Raw genomic sequence first — 20,639 nt, 5'->3', positions numbered from 1 at the left:
CACTAGAGGTTGCGCCTCAACCTCTAGTGTTCGCCTTCAAGCCTTAGAGCCTTTCGCGGTTGAACTAATCGCCGGGTGCGCGATCTTCATGATAATCATTCCTCATAACATGATGTGAACTAACTAAATATTCGAGTTTAATATATATAATATTGATTACGTACCAATATCTATTTACTTAACAATCCATTAAGACCTTAAATGTGGACCCGAAGGGGGTGTCCTCTTCTTAAAAGCCTCCCCAAACTTGGGTAGGGTCAATATAAGCGAGGTATAGGTCCATGAATATTCTGCGTGACTTCATTCTCGAAGAAGAGGGCGCCGCGGCGGCCGAGTACGCGTTGATCCTGGCGATCATCGGCAGCGCCATCGCGGTGGCCGCTGTCCTGCTGGGCACGAACATCGGCCAGGCGATCACCGACGCGGCTACCTGCGTCGCCAATCCGACCGCCGCCAACTGCTGACTGAACCGTCGGCGACGCGGCCCGCTCGCCGCGTCGCCGACCCAGGCGACGGACCCGTGAGGTCGCGTCGCCGAGCTGGGGAGGGGTGCGCATGCAAACGCGAACCGTCGTTTCGCTCGCCGTCGCGGTCGTGCTCGGCTTGGGAGCCGTTCTGGCCGCCCGGGTCTATCTGGGATCGGCGCGCAACGCCGCGCCCGCCGCTCGCGACGTGGGCTCCGTGCCGGTGGTCGTGGCTTCACAGCCGCTGACCCGAGGCTTCAAGCTGCAATCCGCGGTGCTCAAGGTGGCCCGCTATCCCGCCGACGCCGTGCCTCCCGGGGCGTTCCGCACCGTCGCGGAGGCCGCCTCGACCCAGGCCGGCGCGCGCATCGTGCTCAAGGACATCGGCTCCAACGAGCCCATCCTGCCCGACCGCGTCTCGGGACCCGGCGGGCGCGCCAATCTTTCCGGCTCCCTCGCCGAGGGCATGCGCGCGGTGTCGCTGCGCGCCAACGACGTCGCCGGCGTCGGTGGCTTCGTCCTGCCGGGCGACCGGGTGGACGTCCTGCTGACCCGCAGCCAGGACGCCAACGCGCCGGAAACCAGCCTCACCCAGGTCCTGGCCGAGAACGTCCGTGTCGTGGGCGTGGACCAGTCCGACAACCAGGCGGCCGACAAGCCGGTGGTGGTCAAGGCCATCACCGTCGAGGTGACGCCCGACCAGGCCCAGGTCATCACCCTGGCCCAGGCCGTCGGCGCGGTGTCGCTGTCGCTGCGGCAGATCTCCGACCAGGCCCCCCTTCAGCGCCAGGTGACGACCCTGGCCGACCTGGCGCGTGGCGGATCGCCGCGGGTCGCGGCGCCAGCCATGCCGGTCCGTGCTCGCGCTCCTGCCCCGCGTCGCGTCGCCGCTCCCCGCATCGAGCCCCGCGCCACCGAAGTGCGGGTGACCCGAGGCGTGGTGACCACTGGCTATCAGGTGACGCTGTGACCGCCGCCCCTGCCATCCCGCTCCATCCCTGCCTGCGCGGCCGGACGTCGCGCGCAACCGGACGCCCAACCATGACCCGAAAACTCCTGCTGGTCCGCCCGGCGGTCGCCTGCGGTCTCGCGCTCGCCGCCGCCAGCCTGGCGACCGCGCTTCCCGCGACAGGTCTGGCCCAGCCCGCCGCGGCCGTTTCCGAGACCTCGGTCCGCCGGGTCGAGGTCACCGTGCCGGTCGGCAAGGCCCAGGTGCTGGAACTGCCCGGCCCCTACACCGACCTGATGGTCGCCAACCCCGACACCGCCGACGTCCTGCCGCTGACCGCGCGTTCGGTCTATGTGGTGGGCAAGAAGCTGGGGACCACCACGCTCACCGTCTACGGTCCCGGCCGCTCCCTGATGGCCGCCGCCAACGTGGTCGTCTCGGCCGACGTCGACACGCTGCGGCAACGCCTGCACGACATCATGCCCGGCGAGGATGGCCTGGTGGTCGCCGCCAGCAACCAGTCGATCCTGCTGTCGGGTCCGGTCAGCAGCGGCGCCGCCGCCGGCCGCGCCGCCGCCCTGGCCGAGAGCTTCGCCCCCGGGCAGGTGGTCAACCTGATGACGGTGCAAGGCTCGCAACAGGTGACCCTGTCGGTGCGCATCGTCGAGATGGAGCGGGCGACCGCCAAGGCCTTGCGACTGAACGTCGCGACCGCCGATCCGGCCTCGCCCAGCTACCACAAGTTCGTCATCGGCACCGGCGACACCGGGGTGATCGGCGGCGTGCTCGACAGCTTCGGCCTGCTGAAGTTCCCGCTCCGGGCCGGCGACGTCGACCTCAACGTGCTGTTCGACGCCCTGGAGACCAAGGGCGCGGTCAAGACCCTGGCCGAGCCGAACCTGACGGCCATGTCGGGCGATACGGCCAACTTCCTGGCCGGCGGCGAGTTTCCCGTGCCGGTCGCCCAGAACCAGAGCGGCGGCCTGACGACCATCACCGTCGAGTTCAAGCAGTTCGGCATCGCCCTGGCCTTCACGCCGACGGTGCTGCAGGACGGCATGATCAACCTGGTGGTCAATCCCGAGGTCTCGAGCATCGACCCCAACAGCTCGTTCGTCAGCAACGGCCTGCGCATCCCCGGCATCAAGGTGCGGCGCGCCAAGACCACGGTCGAGCTCCGGGACGGCGAGTCCTTCACCATCGCCGGCCTGATCCGCGACGACTACCAGAACCAGATCCGCCAGTTCCCGATGCTGGGCGACCTGCCCGTGCTGGGGACCCTGTTCCGCTCGACCAGCTATCAGCGCAACCAGACCGAGCTGGTGATCGTGGTCACGCCGCACCTGGTCCGGCCGACGCGCGGCAGGATGGCGACGCCCGCCGACGGCTTCGTGCCGCCCTCCGACACCGAACTGTTCCTGCTGGGCAGGACCCAGTCGGGCAAGGGCGCCCTGTCGCCCGAGGACCGCGTGCTCCTGACCGGAAACGCCAAGGGAGGGGTCGATGGACCTTACGGCTATGTGCTCCACTAGGATGATCGTTCGCCCCCTGACGGCTCTGGCCGCCCTGCTGGCCCTGGCCGGTTGCGCCGACGCCAGCCGCGACCTCAGCCCCGATTTCGGCAACGCCGTGCGCGCCAACCTGGCCGCCCAGATCGCCGATCCCGAGGCCCGCTACGACCGGGTGCTGCAGCCGGGCGGCGACGGGGCCCGGGCGGCGCTGGCCGCCACCCGCTACGGCAAGAACCAGGTCATCGCGCCGGCTTCGGCCTCGACCTCCAGCGTCGACATCAAGGGAGGGGCGAAGGGCCCGGCCCCCGCCAACTGACCATGTCTCTCGTTCGACGTTTCATTGACGATCAGTCCGGCGCGGTGGCGGCCCTCACGGGGGTCGCCCTGATCGCCCTGGTGGGGATCGGCGGCCTGGCCTACGACGTCAGCCGCGCCTATGCCCTGAGGGCCGAGCTGGAAAGCGCCGTCGACGCCGCCGCCCTGGCCGGGGCCAGCCAGCTGGACGGAACCGCCGGCGCGATGGGGCGGGCCCAGTCCGCGGCCATGGGCAGCCTGGTCGGCAACCGCGAGGCCCTGGCCGACGCCTTCGAAACCAATGTCGCGGTCGTGCCCGCCGACATCGCCTTCCTCAGTGCCCAGGATCCGGACGTCGTGGCCACGACCGACGCCGGCGCCAGCTTCATCCGCATCGACCTGACGCCCCGGTCGCTGGGCCTGGTGTTCGGGATGTTGACCGGGGCTACCGGCTTCAACGCCACCGCCCACGCGGTGGCCGGCTACGGCACGGCGATCTGCAAGGTGCCGCCGCTGATGATCTGCAACCCGGACGAAGCCACGAGCCTGACGTTCGACGGCAACGCCTATATCGGTCGCAGCTTCCTGCTGACTCCGCCGCCCGGCGGCAACGGTGCGTGGGGCCCCGGCAATTTCGGCTTCCTGTCGGTGGGGTCCGGCGCGGCCGACGTCAAGAACGCCATGGGCCGCAACCCGCCGCTGACCGAATGCTTCGGCACGTCGGTGCAGACCCAGACCGGCAACATCGCCTCGGCCGACGACTGGTTCAACACGCGGTTCGACATCTACAACGCGTCGGCGTCGGGCAACAAGAACGACATTTTCTTCGCCCCGGCCATGAACACCATGATCGGGGTCAAGACCAACGCCGGCGCCAGCGCCTGCTCGCCTGCCGTTTCGGCGCCCGGCGATTCATGCGCCAGCAGCGCCGCGGTCAGCACCGGCATGGGCTTCCCGCTGGATTGCGGTCAAGGGACCGCAAAGATCGGTTCCGGCGTCTGGAACGTTGCCCAGTACTTCGCCACCAACCATTCGGGCATCACGCCGGGCACCTACGTCCCGGAGATTCCGGCCGGCGCGGCGGGTTCGGGCTGGGCCGCCTACGGACCCGCGACGGTGGCGGGCGGCACGACCCCGACCCGCTACCAGGTCTATCAATGGGAGCTGGCCATGCTGAGTGGGGCGATCGCCAAGCCGGCCGGCGCCTTCTCCGACGGCCAGGCGGCGGTCAGTGGCTCGAACGACTACGCCGCGCCCCAGTGCAACAAGCTGGGCGCCCAGTCCACGCCGGACCGCCGCACGATCTCGGTGGTGGTCGTCAACTGCCTCGCCGACAACGTCCACGGCAGCTCGACCGTGAACGTGATCTCCTACGTCGACCTGTTCCTGACGGCGCCGGCCCACAACAACTCGATCTACGGCGAGGTCATCGGCGCCACCACCGACGTCTCGTCGGTGGGCGCGGAAACGATGCTCTATTCGGTGCGGCTCTATGACTAGCCCCGCCGCCCTCCTGCGCCGGTTCCTGATCGGGCGCCGTGGCTCGGCGGCGGTCGAGTTCGCCCTGGTCCTGCCGTTCCTGATGCTGCTGATGTTCGCCTTCATCGGCGTTGGGCGACTGTTCTGGAACTACCACATCGCCGTCTCGGCGGTGCGCGACGCGGCCCGCTACGCCGCTCGCCTGCCGATGACCTGCGCGGGGCTGTCCGGGGCCGACCAACTGCACGTCCAGCACCTGGCGCGCACGGGCGACATCGACGCCGTGGGCGGACCCCTGATCGCCGACTGGACCAGCGACGCCAGCGTCGTCGTCACCGTCACCTGCGTCAGCAACGCGGGCGGAACCTACTCCGGTCGCTACGACGGCATGGCCGACGTGCCGGTGGTCAAGGTGACGGCCTCGCCGCCCTATGTCGACGCCTTCGGCGGCCTGACCGGCGTCAGCCTGACCACCTTCTCGGTCAGCGCCCAGCAAGCGTGGACCGAGTGATGCGCCGCGCCGGCCTCATCTCCCGCCTGGTCCGCGAGCAGCGGGGAACCACCGCCGTCGAGTTCGGCCTGGTGTGCCTGGTGTTCGTCTCGATGCTGCTGGGCGTCATCGACATGGGCCGCCTGGCCTGGCGCATCAACACGGCCAAGGCCGCCACCCGCGAAGGGGTGCGTCTGGCCGTGGTCAGCCCGATCATCTCGACCTACATGGCCGATTATGACGGCTCCGGCACGCTGGGCGGAGGCGCCGTCGTGCCCGACATGGCGTTCAGCTGCACGGGGGTTGGCTCGACCTGCACCCAGATCGCCGGCAGCGGCGGCGATCCCGGCTTCGACACGACAACGTTCGGCGCCGTGCTGGCCAAGATGCAGGCCTACGACCCCGACATCACCGCCGCCAACGTGGTCATCACCTATCGCCATGTCGGCCTGGGCAAGGTGGGCAACCCCTACGCGCCCGACATGGAGCCCCTGGTCACGGTCAGCCTGACCGGCGTGACCTTCCAGAGCGCGGCCCTTCAGATCTTCGGCGTTGCGCCGTTCACCTTGCCGGCGACGGCGTCCACCCTCAGCGGGGAGAGCCTTTCATGAGCCTGCTCCATTTCGGACGACCGAAGACGACGGATAGCGTCGCCCAGCCCAGCCGGCCTTGCGCCTGGCGCGTGGGTCTGTGCGGGCCGGGCCTGGGCCCGGAACCGCCGGTGGCGATGCTGTCGGCCATGTTCCCGGCCGTCACCTTCCAGGTCCTCGACAACGCCTGGCCAGAGCGCGCCGTCCAGACTTTCGACCTGCTGATCGTCGGCCTGGACGCCGCCGACGCGGCCGAACAGGAGCGCCTGGCCACCCGCGTCGCCGCCTGCGCCGGACGGGTGGAGGTGCTGGTGCTGGTGCGCGGCGCCGACGTGGAGACCACGCGCCGACTGATCCATCAGGGGGCGGCGGACGTGCTGCCCGCGCCGGTCACCGACACCGCCCTGGCCATCGCCCTGGAGCGGATCTTCTGTCGCCTCGACACCGGTCGCGCCCAGCGGCGGCGCGGCGAGGTCGTCACCTTGCTGAAGGCCGGGGGCGGGGTCGGAGCGACCTCGCTGGCGGCCCAGCTGGCGGTGATGCTGGCCGTCAACCCGGCCCTGGCCGGCGTCTGCCTGGCCGACCTCGACCTGCAGATGGGCGCGGCGGCCCTCTATCTCGACGTGCCGGACACGGTGACCGTGGCCCAGGTGCTGGCGGCCGGCGGCGCCGTGGAGGAGGTGCCGTTCGCCTCGTCCTTGCCGTCGCACCGCAGCGGCGCCTGCGTGCTGGCCGCGCCACACGAACTGATGCCGATCGAAACCCTGAACCCCGCCCTGATCGACGGCCTGCTGGCGGGGCTTCGCCGGGATTTCGAGATCACCCTGATCGACCTGCCGACGGTGTGGACCGCGTGGACCAACCGGCTGCTGCGCCAGTCGCAGCGCATCCTGCTGGTCACCCGCCTGTCGGTGCCGCACGTCTATCTGGCCCGCCGGCAGCTGCACATGCTGGCCGCCCAGGCCCTGGACGACATTCCCGTCACCCTGATCTGCAACCAGGTCGAATCCGAGAGCGCCAGCGGCATCTCGCTGAAGGCCGCCCAGCAGGCCATCGGCCGGCCGTTCGACCTGGTGATCCCCGAGGATCGCCGGCTGATGCACCAGGCCATCGACGAAGGCGTGGCGCTGAGCGCCCTGCGGCGCGGCAGCAAGATCGAGGCGGCGATCGCCCGCCTGGCCGAGGTCATCGCGCCCGTTCACGCCGCGCCGGCCGCCGCCGGCATGGGAAGGTAAGGCTGTCATGTTCTGGAACGACGAGTCCCGACATATCGAAGCAACGGCGGTTCCGGCGGACTATCCGCTGACCACGCCGATCGACGACGCCCTTGGCCTGAAGGTGCGGCTGCACCAGCGGCTGATCGACCTGCTGAATCTCAACCTGCTGGACAGGACCCCGCGCGAGACCCTGCGCCTGGAGATCCGCGGCGCGGTGATCGGCCTGCTGGCCGAGGAGAAGCGCCTGCTGACCCCGGCCCAGACCGACCTCCTGATCGACGAGATCCTCGACGAACTTCTGGGTCTGGGACCGTTGGAGCCGCTGCTCAAGGACGACAGCATCACCGACATCCTGATCAACACCCACGAAGCCGTCTATGTGGAGCGGGGCGGGCGGCTGCAGCGCACCAACGTGCGCTTCCAGGACACCCGGCACCTGGTGCGGATCGTCAACAAGATCGTCGCCGCGGTGGGCCGGCGGGTGGACGAGTCCCAGCCGATGGTCGACGCCCGCCTGGCCGACGGCTCGCGGGTCAACGCCATCATCCCGCCCCTGGCCGTGGACGGGCCGCTGGTCTCGATCCGCAAGTTCTCGCGCGTGCCCCTGGCCATGAGCCGCCTGGTGGAGCTGGGCAGCATCACCCAGGAGATGGCGCTGGTGCTCGAGGCCATCGTCCAGGCGCGACGCAACGTGCTGATCTCGGGCGGCACCGGCTCGGGCAAGACCACCCTGCTCAACGCCCTGTCGGCCTATATCGACGACCACGAGCGGATCATCACCATCGAGGACTCCGCCGAACTGCAGCTGCAGCAATCGCATGTGGGGCGACTGGAGACCCGGCCCGCCAACATCGAGGGCCAGGGCGAGGTGCAGCAGCGCGAACTGGTCCGCAACGCCCTGCGCATGCGCCCCGACCGGATCATCGTCGGCGAAGTCCGCTCGGGCGAGGCCTTCGACATGCTGCAGGCGATGAACACCGGCCACGACGGCTCGATGACCACCGTCCACGCCAACACGGCGCGCGACGCCCTGTCACGCGTCGAGCAGATGATCGGCATGGCGGGGCTCGACATCCCGGCCCGCTCGATCCGCGGCCAGATCGCCTCGGCCATCCACGTCGTCGTCCAGGCCGAGCGCATGGAGGACGGCGCCCGCCGCATCGTCTCGATCTCCGAGATCTCGGGCATGGAAGAGGACGTCATCTGCATGCAGGAAATCTTCCGCTTCCGGCGGATCGGTCGCTCGACCGAGGGAAAGGTGATCGGCCAGTACGAGGCCACCGGCGTGCGGCCCCGGCTCATGGAGGTGCTGCGCGCGCGCGGCATCGAGCTGCCGATCGACCTGTTCGCGCCCGGCCGGGTCTCGGCGTGACGCCATGGAAAACCTCCTCGCTCCCATGGTTCTGGTTCTGGTCTTCATGGCCGTGGTGCTGGGCGGCCAGGCGCTGTTCGGCCTGTTCATGGGCGCCCGCGAGCACGGCCAGCGGGTCAATCGCCGCCTGACCCTGATGGCCAGCGGCATGGCTCCCGACCAAGTCTACCAGACCCTCCTGCGCAAGACGCGGGCCAGCTGGATCGGCCGCACGCCCTACGGGGCGCTGCACGACCGCGCCACGCTCTATTGCCGCCAGGCCGGACTGTCGGCCGGGCCGCTGCAGGTCGTCGGTTTCACCGCCGCCGTGGCCGGAGGGCTATGGCTGGCGGCCATGGTCTTCCTGCGGTCCTCGCCGATCAGCACGCCCTTTCCCCAGGTGATGATGGCGGCCGTGGGCGCGGCGGGCCTGTCGGGCGCCGTGGCCCTGATGTGGATCACCAACCGCCGCGCCAGCCGCCTGCGCAGGCTGGAGGAACAACTGCCCCTGGCGCTGGACGTCATGGTGCGGGCCCTGCGCGCCGGCCATCCGGTGATCTCGGCGGTCAACCTGGTGACCCAGGAGATGTCCGACCCGATCGGCAGCGAGTTCGGCCTTGTCATGGACGAGACCACCTATGGCGGCGAGTTCAAGGACGCCCTGGCCAGCCTGGCGCGGCGCACCGGTTCGGCCGACGTCGCCTTCTTCTCCGTCAGCATCGCCATCCAGAACGAGACCGGCGGCAACCTGGCCGAGATCCTGGCGGGCCTGGCGACGGTGATCCGGGGCCGCGCTTCGCTCAACAAGCGCATCCAGGCGCTGTCCAGCGAGGGGCGCATGTCGGCCCTGATCCTCAGCTTGCTGCCGATCCTCTGCGTCTCGGCCGTCAGCATCTTCCATCCCGAATTCTACACCAGCAAGTTCTCCGACCCGGCCTTCTGGCCCGTCGTCGGTGGCGTGGTGGTGCTCTACCTCATCGGCCAGTTGATGATCCGCCGGATCGTCCAGTTCAAATATTGAGGTCGGACATGGACATGCTTCTCTTGATCGGGATCTTCCTGGGCGTGGTCGGCGTGACCTGGGTCGTGCTTCAGCAGATGGAGCGAGGGGCCGTCCTGCGGCGGCGGATGAAGGATCGTCCGACGGCGGATGGGACGCTCGCCGGTCCGGCCGGCGAAGGCCTGCTGAAGGACTCCGAGGTCAAGAATCCCATCCTGGCCTGGGTGCAGTCGCGACTGCCCGGCGCCGCCGACAAGACCCCCCGGGGGCAGGCGCGCACCCTGATCGAGGCCGGCTTCACCCATCCGTCGGCCCCGTCCCTGTATGTGTTGATCCGCGTGATCGCGGCCGCGGGCCTGCCCTTGCTGCTGGTGGTCTCGCAGAAGCTGACCTCGGTGCCGATCACCGGCGCGCAGCTGATCATCGGGGCCCTTCTCCTGTGCGGCGCCGGCCTGACGGCGCCGGCCATCTTCGTGGACCTGCGGGCCACCGACCGTCGCGAGCGGTTGGAGAACCAGTTTCCCGACGCCCTGGACCTGATGATGGTCTGCGTCGAGGCGGGCCTGGGGGTCGACGCGGCCTTCGTGCGGGTCAGCCACGAGATCGCCAACTCGCATCGCGACATCGCCTGCGAGTTCAATCGCGTCTCCCAGGAATTGCGCGCCGGGCGCAGCCGCTCCGACGCCCTGCGACGGATGGCCGAGCGGATCAACGTCGATTCCCTGCGGGCCTTCGCCGCGCTGATGATCCAGACCGAGAGCCTCGGGGCCAGCATCACCCAGACCCTGCGCTCCTATTCGAGCGAGTTGCGCGAACGACGGTTCCTGCGCGGCGAGGAGAAGGCCATGCGCATCCCGGTGCTGCTGACCATGCCGCTCGTGGCCTGCATCCTGCCGGTCATCGTCACGGCCCTGCTCTTGCCGGCGGGCCTGGACGTCGCCCACAACCTGCTGCCCGCCCTGAAAGGGCGTCACTGACATGCGACGGTTTCTGCTGACGGCGTGCTGCTGCCTGGTGCTTCCGGCGCTGGGAGGGTGTTCGGTCTGGGGACGATTGACCGGGCAGGGGCAGTTCGCCAGCCGGGCGCCGCTGGATGTCCGCATCCGCGCCGTGCCCAATGCCGACCTTGCCCCGCCCGATCCCGCAGCGGTCGTCAACCGGCTCTACGCGCGGGCGGCCGACGCGATCCGGGCGCGCGACTACGCCCTGGCGCTGGACCTGCTGCAGGTGGCCGCCGCCCGCGCGCCGGGCGACGTCCGGGTGCTGAACGCCCAGGGCGTGGTCTATGACGAACTGGGCCGTTTCGACCTCAGCGGCCGGTACTACGCCCGCGCCCTCCAGGCCGATCCGAACTCGGCGATCGTCGCCAACAACATCGCCTATTCGGCGCGGCTTCAGGGGCTGAAGGCAAGCTCGCCGACCCTCCAGGCCGCCGCGCCGCCGTCCGCGCCGGCTTCGGCCCCCGTTTCGGCCGAGGCGTCGAGCCTCGCCGCGTCGCCTGACCCGGCGGCGGCGACATCTCCCACCCTTCCGAGGACCAAGGCATGAAGAGCGCTCTCCTGCTCGGCGCCGTCTGCGGCGTCGCGATCATCGTCGGGTCGCCCTGCTGGGCGGCGGGGTCGTGGCTCTGGTCGAAGCCGGCGACGCCGGCGGTCTCCGCCGGACAGGCCCCCGCCGCGCGGGACGCGGTCGTGGCCGCCGTCGAGGCCGCCCTGGCCGAAGGGCGGACGGTGGACGCGGCCGGCCTGCTCAACAACGCCCTCATGGGCGGCGCCGAGGATCCCCGTTTTCTGGTGCTGATGGGCGAGACCCGCCTGGCCCGCGGCGACTACGACGCGGCCCTGGCCGCCTTTCGCCAGGTTCCGGCCGACGGGGCCTTCGCCGCCAGGACTCTCCAGGGCGAGGGGCTGGCCCTTTCGGCCCAGGGACAGGCGGCCGCGGCGGTCGCGGCCCTGTCGGCGGCGACGGCCAGGGAACCGAGCCTCTGGCGGGCCTGGAACGGCCTGGGCCGCGAATACGACCGCCGCCACGACTGGGTCAACGCCGAAGCGGCCTACGCCCGGGCGCTGGACGCCTCGGGCCGCGAGGCCTTGCCGCTGAACAACCGGGGCTATTCGCGCATGCTGCAGGGACGCCTGGGCGAAGCCTCGGCCGATTTCGTGGCGGCGCTGGAGAAGCGGCCCGACCTGACCGCCGCGCGCGGCAATCTGAGGCTGGTCCTGGCCCTGCAAGGCGACTATGGCCGCGCCTCGGCGCGCGGGGCGGGCAGGGACGATTCCGCCGCCCTGCTCAACAACGCCGGCTTCGCGGCGCTGCTGCGCGGCGACTACGAGAAGGCCATGACCTTGCTGGACGAGGCGGGCCAGGCGCGCGGCGCCTACTACCCGCTGGCCAGCGAGAACCGCAAGCTGGCGATCAGCCTCAAGGCCCAGGCCGGGCGCGGGGTCGGCGATGGAAATTGACTATGTCCGCCTGGCCTGGTCGATCGCCTATGCCGGCCTGCTGCTGTCGGCGGCCGGCTACGACATCTGGGCGCGGCGGATTCCCAACTGGACCGTCGTTGGGCTGGTGGGCGTGTTCCTGGTCGGCCTGACGCAGGGGTGGCTGGCCCCCGGCTGGCTGTCCTGCCTGGCGGCCTTCGCCCTGGCCCTGGTCGTCGGCTTTCCGATGTTTGTCGGCCGGGTGATGGGCGCCGGCGACGTCAAGCTGTTGGCGGCGGCGGCGCTGTTCGCCGGGATGGACAATCTGTTGCTGCTGCTGGTGGCCACCGCGTTGACGGGCGGGGCGCTGGCGATCACGGCCCTGGCCGTGCGGCCCTACGAGGGGTTGCTGGTCGCCTCGGGTTGGCCCCGGCCGCGGGCGGGCCTGCCCTACGGTGTGGCGATCGCGGTAGGCGCCCTGTACGCCGGCTGGAACTCTGGCCTGTTAGCGGTCACTCATCACTTGGCGCACATCGAACTGCTTAAATGAAGTTCGGAGAATTTTGCTGTTTTTACGTATATATATCTTACTAGGCGAGCTTTCTTCTGATGGGTGGGGTTTATTGACCCAGAGTCTCAATAATAGTCTTTTCAACTACCCAATTTGGGGTGCGATTTTGCGCTATGGTTAGCATCAAATGATCAAGGAGGCTTTGTTTTGTTCGCCTTAGAGGTGTCTGTTCTTTGTGGTTGAGTGAGTGTGCTGAAGCAATTTTACGTTTCATGTTCATTTTCCACACAGGCGCTTCGCGACGACCAGGCAAGCGGAAGAAGATGCAGCGAGGGTGCGCGGATGGGGCTGAGAAAGATGATTGAAGTCGTGGATACGGCTGTCGAGCGCGGCGTCTTCGAGGCGCATGTCGCCAACGCCATCCTTAACCTGGTGAACTTCGGCGTCATCGTCACGGACAGTGAAGGTTGCGCCTATGCCGCCAACGATCTGGCCTGGGGCTATGTGACGCGAGGCGATGGCCTGGCCGAGAACGGCGGTTTGTTGACCACCGAAAGCGATTTCGAGGCCGAGGCCCTGCATAGCCGTATCGCCGGGGCGGTTCGCCAAGGACACGCCGGGGCGATGCTGATTCACCGTTCGCGCAGCGCCAAGCCGCTGGTGCTGCTGATCGAACCGTTCTCGACCGACGAGAGCAGCTTTCGCTGCGCGCTGATCACCGTGCGCGAGGTTGGCCGGGCTTCGCCCCGCCTGGCCGAGCGGGCGCGGATGATGTTCAACTTTTCGCCGGCGGAGGCCGAGATCGTTTCCAGGGTCGTCCAGGGACGCGAGCCGGTCGAGATCGCCGTCGAGCGCCATGTCAGCATCAACACCCTGCGCGTTCAGATGGCCTCGGCCATGATCAAGGTCGGCGTGCATCGCCAGGCCGAGCTGGTCTCGGTGATCTCGTCGGCCGACATCCTGGAGTGACGCCGCGCGCGGTGGATATGGCGCCGGTTACAGGAATCGAACCCGTGACCTTCGGTCTACAAAACCGAAATCGATATCCTGCAAGTATTTGAGTCTATTAACATCTTTAATGTGCGGCGGACTTGCTTCGGGATTGTTCCGGGGCGACTGAGTCGCAATCATGATTTAGCGCGCGGTGGCCGTCACTTCTCAATTCAGTCCGCGTTGGTTGGGCGGAAACATTTGATCGAGAAGAAATCGTCGTTCGGATCGTCCTGGGCGCGCCTACGCTATTTTACGCCAGGGTTTCCCGGAGCCACCCCGGAGCCGCCCAGACCACACCAAGCGTTGCCGCGCTTGAGGCACAATCAAAGGTCTTTAAGGTGGGCGCGCAACCGGGGGTCATCCGTGCGGATCGCTGCTTAGGACGCAGGCGTGTTCAAGGCCAAAGGTTTGGCTTGCCCAGGCGCCGAAGGCGGATGCTAGGCGTCCGGGGCGCGGTCCAGGGTGACCGCAACCTCGCTGTCAGTCTGGTGGACGTGGTGGACGCCCAGTGTCAGGTCGGCGCAGAGGGAGCGGCCGGTGCGCAGGTCGAAAGCGATGGCGCAGCCCGGACAATGCAGCCGGTGGCCGGCCAGGCCGCCGTCGATGAGATCCAGGCCGTAGTGCGGGCAGGTCCCATCGACGGCGCGCAGTCCGTCGGCCGTTCCCAGCAGCAACACCCGCCGATCGCCGAGATCGATGTCGAGCCGCTCGCCTTTTGCGAGAGGGTGATCCAGCGCGATCCGCACCGTCGACCCGTCCACCGCCAGTGGCGTGATCGGCGCCGGGCGGCGGAGCGCCGGCACTGGCCGCGGAGCGTCCAGCGACAGGTGGTCTTCGCGCTTCAGGTGAAGCACCGCGTCGGCCTCGCCGCGTTCGATGGCGCCGGCCGTGCGCCAGAACTCGCGGGCGTAGAAGGAGGCTGGGTCGAAGGTCGGCTCGGCGGCGTTGAGGCGCAGCGAGATAGCCACCCGGGTCTGATCGGTAACGTTCAGGTGGGTGCCATGCAGGATTTCGGGGTCGAAGATCAACATCTGGCCCGCCGCCAGCGGCAAGAAGGTGGGCGGCGGCAGCGGGTGTCCGGCGTTGAGATAGAGGCTGCGCCGATCACACGACAGCGGCGTGTCAGCCAATTCCGGATACAGCACCATGCCGGTCTCGGCGGGCACCTCGGAAATCGCCCACCAGATATTGAAGCCGTCGCGGGAGTGGCCGGCCCAACTGTCCAGATGCGGACCGTGCGCCCAGGCCGGGGGCGGATGGCCTTTGTGGTAGCTCTGGGGATCGTAGACCGGGTCCTTGACGCGCCGGGAAGCCGCGATCGCGCGCACCGACGGGCTGACGCGGCCGATACCGGGATTCTCGTCCGAAGCCGTCGCGCGGCGCGCCACGGTGTAAGGCAGGTTCACGCGCAGGATCAGATAGTCGTCGACGTGGAAATCGTGTGTCCAACCCAGGACGTCGCGGCCTACCTGCACCGCCAGTCGCAACAGGTCCCCGCGCAATGCTTCCAGCACCTGGTCGCGGAGGAAGCCCACCTCGGCGGCGGCGATGACCAGATGCAGTCGGCCCAGGTCACCGTCCAGGCGCGCGACGGCTTCGGGTCCTTTCAAGGCGGCGATCGCGGCGAGGATCTCGTCGATCACTCGCCGGTGCAGGGCGTTCAGCCCGTCCAGGGTCTCGGCGCCGCAAACCTGGTGCGATGGCGGGGTGACGGCGGGCGCCATGGTGGGGCTATCTCCGCTTGGCATCGGACCGGTGCCTTTCGACCGCGCCGGCGAAGCGTTGCAGTCCAGAGAGGGTAAGATCGCGCATCCGCGCCAGGCCGTCGGCGGCCTGAGTTCTCAGACGCTGGTAGTCGGCGGGAGCGGCGGCTCTCGCCAGCACCGCGCTGACCAGATCGGTCTCGGTCATCAGGTCGATGTCCCAGGTCCCCATGCCCGCGGTATCGACCATGGCCTTGCCGCGCTCGTCGTAGGACAGATGAATCGAGTGGGCGCCGAAAGCCAGGCAGGGCAGGAAGGCGTGCAGCCGATAGGTGACGTTCAGCAAGCAGCCGCGCAGCGCGGCCACATAGCGATCGACATCGTCGAAATACAGATGCGGCACGTCCGGGAAGCCGGCGGCGAACTCCAGGTCCATGTAGTCGTGGCACACTAGGTGAACCCGGTCGCCATAGACATCCCGCAGCGCGTCGGCCAGGCGGCGCACGTCCTGTGGCGTGCGCCATTGCAGGGCGGGCGGAACGCTCATCCGGGCCGGATGACGGACGGACAGCAGCACGCGGCCGTCGCACGGGGCGCCGGGGGCGTTGGGCGCCATGAACATCGTTGGGCAGCCGGCCTGCTCGACGTGGCCGACTCCCATGGCTTGCAAAATGGCGAGCGAGCCGTGATCGCGAACCATCGCGATCTCGGCCTTGGCCACCAGTTCACGGGCCTCGGTGTCCGGCATCGAATCGCTGCGATGGGTCCATGCCCCAACCGCGTCGTAGATCCGCCCGTGGGAAACACCGATCAGCATCATCGGCGTGCGCAGCGACCGCAGGGCGTGGCGGTCGATGGTCAGCTGGCCATTCTCGAACAGGTTGCCGCCGCCGATCACCACCCCATCGGCGAAGCGATTCATGTCGTAGATTTGCGCGGCCGAAAGGCCGCCACGCCCACCATTGGCGAAAGCGGAAATATTGACGATCGAGGTCTCTTCGCCGAACACCGCATACAGCAGGTCGCGGGTCGCCCGGTTGATCAGATCATTGCCAATATTGGGCGTGGTCGGCCTTGCGCAAAAAAGGGTTGTCACGAACTGTCCTTCGCGTGTCCCGGAAGTTTGGGATAGAGCATTGTGCACGTCAGGGCACCGGAAAATGGGCAGGCGACGCCGGGACGGGGCGGATGGATGATCGATGACTGAAAAATTCAGCCTGTCCGGCGCCTTGTCTCCCAACGCGCGTCCTGTGGGCTTCAGCGGCGCCCCGCGACTGACTATCAGCATCCTGACCAAGAATTCGGCCGACCGTCTGGAGCCGCTCCTCGCCCAGCTGTCGTGGTTGGCTGACCAGATCGTTGTCGGGGTCGACGCGGAGTCGGCCGACGATACGGCGGAGATCGCCGCGCGATGGGCCGACGACGTCTTCACCTTCCGCCATGACGGTCAGATGGCCGCGGCCCGGATGATGATCTTCGACTACGCGGTCGGCGACTGGATCTTGGTGGTGGACGACGATGAAAGCTTGGAGCCTGCCTTCGCGACGCTATTGCCAGAGCTGATGTCGCGCGCGGGCGCCACCCACTTCTGGTTCCCTCGCAAGTGGATCGTCAACGAGGCGCCTTGCGAATTCGCCTTCTCCCTGCCCTGGCATCCCGACTGGCAGATGCGCCTGTTCCGCAACGATCGCAGCCTGGTCTGGAAGCCGGCCCGTCCTCACAGCGGCTACCACGTGTTGGGCCCTGGCTTTCAGGAACCGCGCGCCAGCATCCTGCATTTCGAACCGGTCTGGTGCTCGCCGCTGGATCGCCAACGCAAGCTGGAGCGATATCACGCCGCAGGGGCGGCGATCGAAAACGATGCCCAGTATCCCGACCGGATTGGTGGTCCTCGTCGCCCGGCGGAGGGCTTCGTCAAGATGGCTCATGATCCACGACGATCAGGCGGGGCGGTGGTCCATGCCGAGGTGCGCGACGCCTTCCTGGCGAGCGGTACGTCCTGGGGCATGCAGGTGCTCGAGGTCGACATGCCCGCCGAGGCTAAAGCGGGGACACGGGTGATCGCCCGCGTCAGGGTGCGCAACACTGGCGGGCTGGCCTGGTTTCCCGACTGGAGCAAGCGCGGCGCCCAGTTGGGTTTCAGTCCGCACGTGCGCGACGCCGAAGGCGGCATGGTGATCTGGGACTGCGAACGCACGTTGGTCATGGACATTACAGTCCCCGGCGGCGAAGCGATTTTCGTGTGCGCCTTCCATGTTCCGGATCTGGCCGGTGAGTATCAGATCGAATGGGATATGGTCAGCGAGCGCGAATGCTGGTTCGGGTCGTCGCAGCCGGGGCCTCCCATCCTGACTCCTCTGACTGTCACCGAGTCGATCGCCCCCCCGTCCGTTGAGGCCGAGGTGGAAGCTATAGCAGAAGAGCCCAAGGCGGACGCCGCGGGCCTGGACGCGGACCGGGCCTTCCTCGCCCTCATCCACGATCGCATCCCAGGCTGGCTGGACGACTATGTCGCGCTCCGCACCATGGAGCTGATGCGCTGGCAGTCCGAAAAGGGTGTCGAGGGGGCGGCTCTGGAGATCGGCATCTACGCCGGGCTCTACTTCTCTGTGCTGCTGCGCGAGGTCGCGCCGCGCGGCGGCATGGTTCTGGGGCTGGACACCTTCGAGCGTGTCGACGAGGAGGTGGTTCGCCAGAATCTCGCCGCTGTCGGGCTCGGGACCGGCTTCGCGTTCCTGCGCGGCCCCTCGGTTGTCCATGACGTCGCGAGCCTGGTGTTGCGACTGGAAGGCCCAGTGCGGTTCATCAGCATCGACGGCTCGCATCTGGTCGAGGACGTCAGCCACGACTTGCTGATTTCGGGCGCTCTGCTGGCTGAGGGCGGCATCATCGCCTGCGACGACTTCCTCAACCCGGTCCGGTTAGGCGTCTCTCAAGCGGTCAATGCCCATCTGGCGCTCGGCGCCGGCCTAGTGGCGTTCGCATACATCCAGAACAAGCTGTTTCTATGCCACAAGTCGGTTCATCGCGACCTGTTCGAGGCGACGCTGCGAATGTGCGCGGCCGACCCCGTCGGTCCTACCGGTGCGCTCTTCGCTCAGAACGCTCGCCTTGACCCGCAGCGCAACCAGACGCGGCTTCACGGTTGGGACGTCGTGGTGGCGCCCTGAGCAAGGCCGCGTCTAGTCCGGTCCATTGACGCAGGCGGCGGCGAATCCCAAGCCCAACTGCTCGTCGCGCAGCGCGATTTCCTGGTCGAGGTTCGACAGGGTGACGCCGACCAGGCGGATGCCCAGGCGCGGCGGATAGACCGAGCGGATCAGGTCCAGGCTCGTCCGGCGCAGCGTCTGGTGATCGGCGACGGGCGAGGGCAGGGAGCGGCTGCGGGTCGCCTGCTGGAAATCAGCCCATTTGATCTTCACGGTGATGGTGCGCGCGCGGGCGCCGGTCTTCTCGCACCAGGCCCAGACGTCGTCGGCCATCGCCAGGACCCCGGCCTCGATGGCCTGCGGATCGACGACGTCCTGGGCGAAAGTGGTCTCCGAACCCAAGGACTTGCGCACCCGGTCGGGATTGACGGCGCGATGGTCCTCGCCACGGGCGATGGCGTAGTACCAAGCCCCCGACTTGCCGAAATGATGCTGCAGGAAGGTCAGGCTCCGGCGATGCAGGTCCTCGCCCGTGTGGACGCCCAGCCGCTTCATCTTGGCCTCGGTGACCTGACCGACGCCATGGAAACGGCCGATCGGCAGGGACTGGACGAAGGCCTCGCCCTTGCCCGGCGGGACGACGAACTGGCCGTTGGGCTTGCGCTGGTCGGAGGCCAGCTTGGCCAGGAACTTGTTGTAGGAAATCCCGGCCGACGCGGTCAGGCCGGTTTCCGCGAGGATTCGCGCCCGGATCTCCTGGGCGGTGTCGGTGGCGGTCGCCAGGCCGCGGCGGTTTTCGGTGACGTCGAGATAGGCCTCGTCCAGCGACAGCGGCTCGATCAGGTCCGTGTAGTCGGCGAAGATCCCATGGATCTGCCGCGAGACGGCCTTGTAGACCTCGAACCTGGGCGGGGCGAACACTAGGTCCGGGCATTTGCGCAGCGCCGTGGTCGAGGGCATGGCCGATCTCACGCCGAAGGCCCGCGCCTCGTAGCTGGCGGCCGCCACCACGCCGCGCCGGGCGCCATGGCCGACCGCCAGCGGTCGCCCCTTGAGGCTGGGATCGTCGCGCTGTTCGACCGACGCATAGAAGGCGTCCATGTCGATATGAATGATCTTGCGAATCCCGTCGCCGGCCATGGCGGCGAGTGTAGCGGCGCGTGAACCAAAGGGGAACGTTCATCGTTTCGGTCAGATAACCGTGCGGGCCGAAGCTGGGCGCCGGTCCGTCTGGGTTGGTGGCCCTGCGGAGGGGCAGGTTGGCCAGGCGCGGCGGCGTCGAAATCTAGCGTGACGGGGGCTTTGGCGAAAAGCGTCACGAATCGTCGATCGTGAATTTGATTATCGATACACGTCCTCCAAAGACCCTGGTGAGCAAAGCCTGCTGTGGGCGGGGTCACGCCAGTGGGCCTGTGTCTGCTCATTCCGATTTATGGTCTTGCGTTTCAATTTTGCAATTATAGTATCAATACAAGAGCAAGTGGCCGGCGGTTTGCGCGCGGGTCGGGAGGGGTGCGTGGCCAGCGGCGTGAGCCTAAGAACCAGCGGTGTCAGCAAGGGGCGCCGTTCGGCGGCTCGGCCGGGCGCGAGCGCGGCCAGCGATGTGGGCGCTTCTCCCTCGGGGCCCTTCGCCAAGGTCTATTACGCCACCCATCCGGACATGATGGACGGCGCGGCCTCGCAAGACCTGCGCGACCGTTACCTCGTCGATCGTCTGTTCGCGCCCGAGACGGTGACCCTCAACTACCTGCACCAGGAACGTCTGGTGATCGGCGGCGCGGCGCCGCTCCTCGAAGAGCTCGCCCTGCCGGTTCAAACCGAGCCGCCCTCGCAAAGCGGAGCGCCCTTCCTGGCGTCACGGGAAATGGGGGTCGTCAATGTCGGCGAGGGCCCCGGGCGTGTCACGGTGGATGGGACGGTGCATCAGCTCGACCCGCTGGACGCGCTCTATATCGGCCGAGGCGCGGCGGACGTGCGTTTCGCAAGCCGTGATCCGGCCGTCCCCGCGCGGTTCTATCTGGCCTCGACGCCGGCCCATGCGGCCTACGAGACCCGCGCCTTGTCGACTCGCGCGGCCATCCCGCTGGAACGCGGCGCGCCAGAGACCTCCAACCATCGCATCATCTACCAACTGGTCGTGCCGGGGGTCTGCGCCTCGGCCCAGCTCCTTTTGGGCCTGACGATCCTCAAGCCCGGCAGCGTGTGGAACACCATGCCGCCCCACCTGCATGACCGGCGGTCCGAGGCCTATTTCTATTTCCAGCTGGGCCTCGATGATCGCGTCTTCCACTTCATGGGTCCGCCGGATGAGACGCGTCACCTGATCGTGGCCAATGAGCAGGCGGTGATCTGCCCGCCGTGGTCGGTGCACTGCGGCGCGGCGACCTCTAACTACGCCTTCATCTGGGCGATGGGGGGCGAGAACCTCGACTATCACGACATGGATGTCCTCGACATCTGTCAGCTTCGATAGGGGGCGCGATGAAGCGCGCGACCCGCCACCCTTTCCCAAGGAAAA

At 68.0% G+C, this 20,639-nt stretch carries 20 protein-coding genes; 17 read left to right on the top strand and 3 right to left on the bottom strand.

All coding sequences use genetic code 11. The features are described from left to right. Positions 1-281 precede the first annotated feature (281 nt). The 15 genes from ASD79_RS15610 (at position 282) to ASD79_RS15540 (ending at position 13,245) form a co-directional block, all read left to right on the top strand. Positions 282-464 (top strand): hypothetical protein, encoded by a 183-nt coding sequence (locus ASD79_RS15610; protein WP_056723248.1) that lies wholly within the window; start codon positions 282-284, stop codon positions 462-464. 91 nt (positions 465-555) lie between these two features. Continuing rightward, positions 556-1,434, top strand: a complete 879-nt coding sequence (cpaB, locus tag ASD79_RS15605; protein WP_056723246.1) for a Flp pilus assembly protein CpaB — start codon at positions 556-558, stop codon at positions 1,432-1,434. Positions 1,435-1,505: 71 nt separating this feature from the next. After that, complete coding sequence (locus ASD79_RS15600) at positions 1,506-2,945, top strand: type II and III secretion system protein family protein (protein ID WP_056723244.1); 1,440 nt, start codon at positions 1,506-1,508, stop codon at positions 2,943-2,945. A gap of 1 nt (position 2,946) precedes the next feature. Continuing rightward, positions 2,947-3,240: a hypothetical protein gene (locus ASD79_RS15595; RefSeq protein WP_056723242.1), complete on the top strand. Its 294-nt coding sequence runs from the start codon at positions 2,947-2,949 to the stop codon at positions 3,238-3,240. 44 nt (positions 3,241-3,284) lie between these two features. Then, entirely contained in the window at positions 3,285-4,718 is a 1,434-nt protein-coding gene (locus ASD79_RS15590; protein ID WP_162252372.1) for a pilus assembly protein TadG-related protein, read from the top strand. Continuing rightward, positions 4,711-5,208: a TadE/TadG family type IV pilus assembly protein gene (locus ASD79_RS15585; protein WP_056723237.1), complete on the top strand. Its 498-nt coding sequence runs from the start codon at positions 4,711-4,713 to the stop codon at positions 5,206-5,208. The genes ASD79_RS15590 and ASD79_RS15585 overlap by 8 nt, the downstream gene beginning before the upstream one ends. Beyond that, on the top strand, positions 5,208-5,798 hold the full coding sequence (locus tag ASD79_RS15580) for a TadE/TadG family type IV pilus assembly protein (RefSeq protein WP_056723235.1): 591 nt from the start codon (positions 5,208-5,210) through the stop codon (positions 5,796-5,798). Before ASD79_RS15585 ends, ASD79_RS15580 begins: the two co-directional genes overlap by 1 nt. Next, positions 5,795-7,012, top strand: a complete 1,218-nt coding sequence (locus tag ASD79_RS15575; RefSeq protein WP_056723233.1) for a hypothetical protein — start codon at positions 5,795-5,797, stop codon at positions 7,010-7,012. The genes ASD79_RS15580 and ASD79_RS15575 overlap by 4 nt, the downstream gene beginning before the upstream one ends. Before the next feature lie 7 nt (positions 7,013-7,019). Beyond that, positions 7,020-8,366, top strand: coding sequence for a CpaF family protein (locus ASD79_RS15570; RefSeq protein WP_056723231.1), 1,347 nt, complete (start codon positions 7,020-7,022; stop codon positions 8,364-8,366). Between the two features lie 25 nt (positions 8,367-8,391). Next, positions 8,392-9,366 (top strand): type II secretion system F family protein, encoded by a 975-nt coding sequence (locus tag ASD79_RS15565; protein ID WP_056723229.1) that lies wholly within the window; start codon positions 8,392-8,394, stop codon positions 9,364-9,366. Positions 9,367-9,380: 14 nt separating this feature from the next. Then, entirely contained in the window at positions 9,381-10,322 is a 942-nt protein-coding gene (locus ASD79_RS15560; RefSeq protein ID WP_162252371.1) for a type II secretion system F family protein, read from the top strand. 1 nt (position 10,323) lies between these two features. Continuing rightward, positions 10,324-10,893 carry a tetratricopeptide repeat protein gene (locus ASD79_RS15555; protein ID WP_156400539.1) on the top strand — a complete coding sequence of 190 codons (570 nt, stop codon included), beginning with the start codon at positions 10,324-10,326 and terminating at the stop codon, positions 10,891-10,893. Further along, positions 10,890-11,807 (top strand): tetratricopeptide repeat protein, encoded by a 918-nt coding sequence (locus ASD79_RS15550; RefSeq protein ID WP_056723223.1) that lies wholly within the window; start codon positions 10,890-10,892, stop codon positions 11,805-11,807. Before ASD79_RS15555 ends, ASD79_RS15550 begins: the two co-directional genes overlap by 4 nt. Then, entirely contained in the window at positions 11,797-12,315 is a 519-nt protein-coding gene (locus tag ASD79_RS15545) for a prepilin peptidase (protein ID WP_056723221.1), read from the top strand. Before ASD79_RS15550 ends, ASD79_RS15545 begins: the two co-directional genes overlap by 11 nt. Positions 12,316-12,633: 318 nt before the next feature. Next, positions 12,634-13,245: a LuxR C-terminal-related transcriptional regulator gene (locus ASD79_RS15540; RefSeq protein ID WP_056723219.1), complete on the top strand. Its 612-nt coding sequence runs from the start codon at positions 12,634-12,636 to the stop codon at positions 13,243-13,245. A gap of 461 nt (positions 13,246-13,706) precedes the next feature. On the opposite strand, the gene ASD79_RS15535 is transcribed toward ASD79_RS15540, so the two are convergent. Then, a complete protein-coding gene (locus ASD79_RS15535) occupies positions 13,707-14,993 on the bottom strand; it encodes a Rieske 2Fe-2S domain-containing protein (RefSeq protein ID WP_056723218.1) in 1,287 nt (428 codons plus the stop codon). A gap of 7 nt (positions 14,994-15,000) precedes the next feature. After that, positions 15,001-16,116, bottom strand: coding sequence for a polysaccharide pyruvyl transferase family protein (locus tag ASD79_RS15530; protein ID WP_162252370.1), 1,116 nt, complete (start codon positions 16,114-16,116; stop codon positions 15,001-15,003). A gap of 55 nt (positions 16,117-16,171) precedes the next feature. On the opposite strand from ASD79_RS15530, the gene ASD79_RS15525 reads away from it, so the two are divergent. Further along, positions 16,172-18,142 (top strand): class I SAM-dependent methyltransferase, encoded by a 1,971-nt coding sequence (locus tag ASD79_RS15525; RefSeq protein ID WP_056723214.1) that lies wholly within the window; start codon positions 16,172-16,174, stop codon positions 18,140-18,142. Between the two features lie 12 nt (positions 18,143-18,154). Here ASD79_RS15525 and dinB read toward each other — a convergent pair whose 3' ends face one another. Further along, positions 18,155-19,261 carry a DNA polymerase IV gene (gene dinB / locus ASD79_RS15520; protein ID WP_056723212.1) on the bottom strand — a complete coding sequence of 369 codons (1,107 nt, stop codon included), beginning with the start codon at positions 19,259-19,261 and terminating at the stop codon, positions 18,155-18,157. Between the two features lie 463 nt (positions 19,262-19,724). On the opposite strand from dinB, the gene kduI reads away from it, so the two are divergent. After that, positions 19,725-20,594, top strand: a complete 870-nt coding sequence (kduI, locus tag ASD79_RS15515; protein ID WP_255356992.1) for a 5-dehydro-4-deoxy-D-glucuronate isomerase — start codon at positions 19,725-19,727, stop codon at positions 20,592-20,594. Positions 20,595-20,639: the final 45 nt, after the last annotated feature.

This window comes from Caulobacter sp. Root655 (assembly GCF_001427665.1).
GTDB lineage: Bacteria > Pseudomonadota > Alphaproteobacteria > Caulobacterales > Caulobacteraceae > Caulobacter.
Note: the sequence above shows the minus strand (reverse complement) of the source record. Positions and strands in the feature narration are given on the sequence as shown.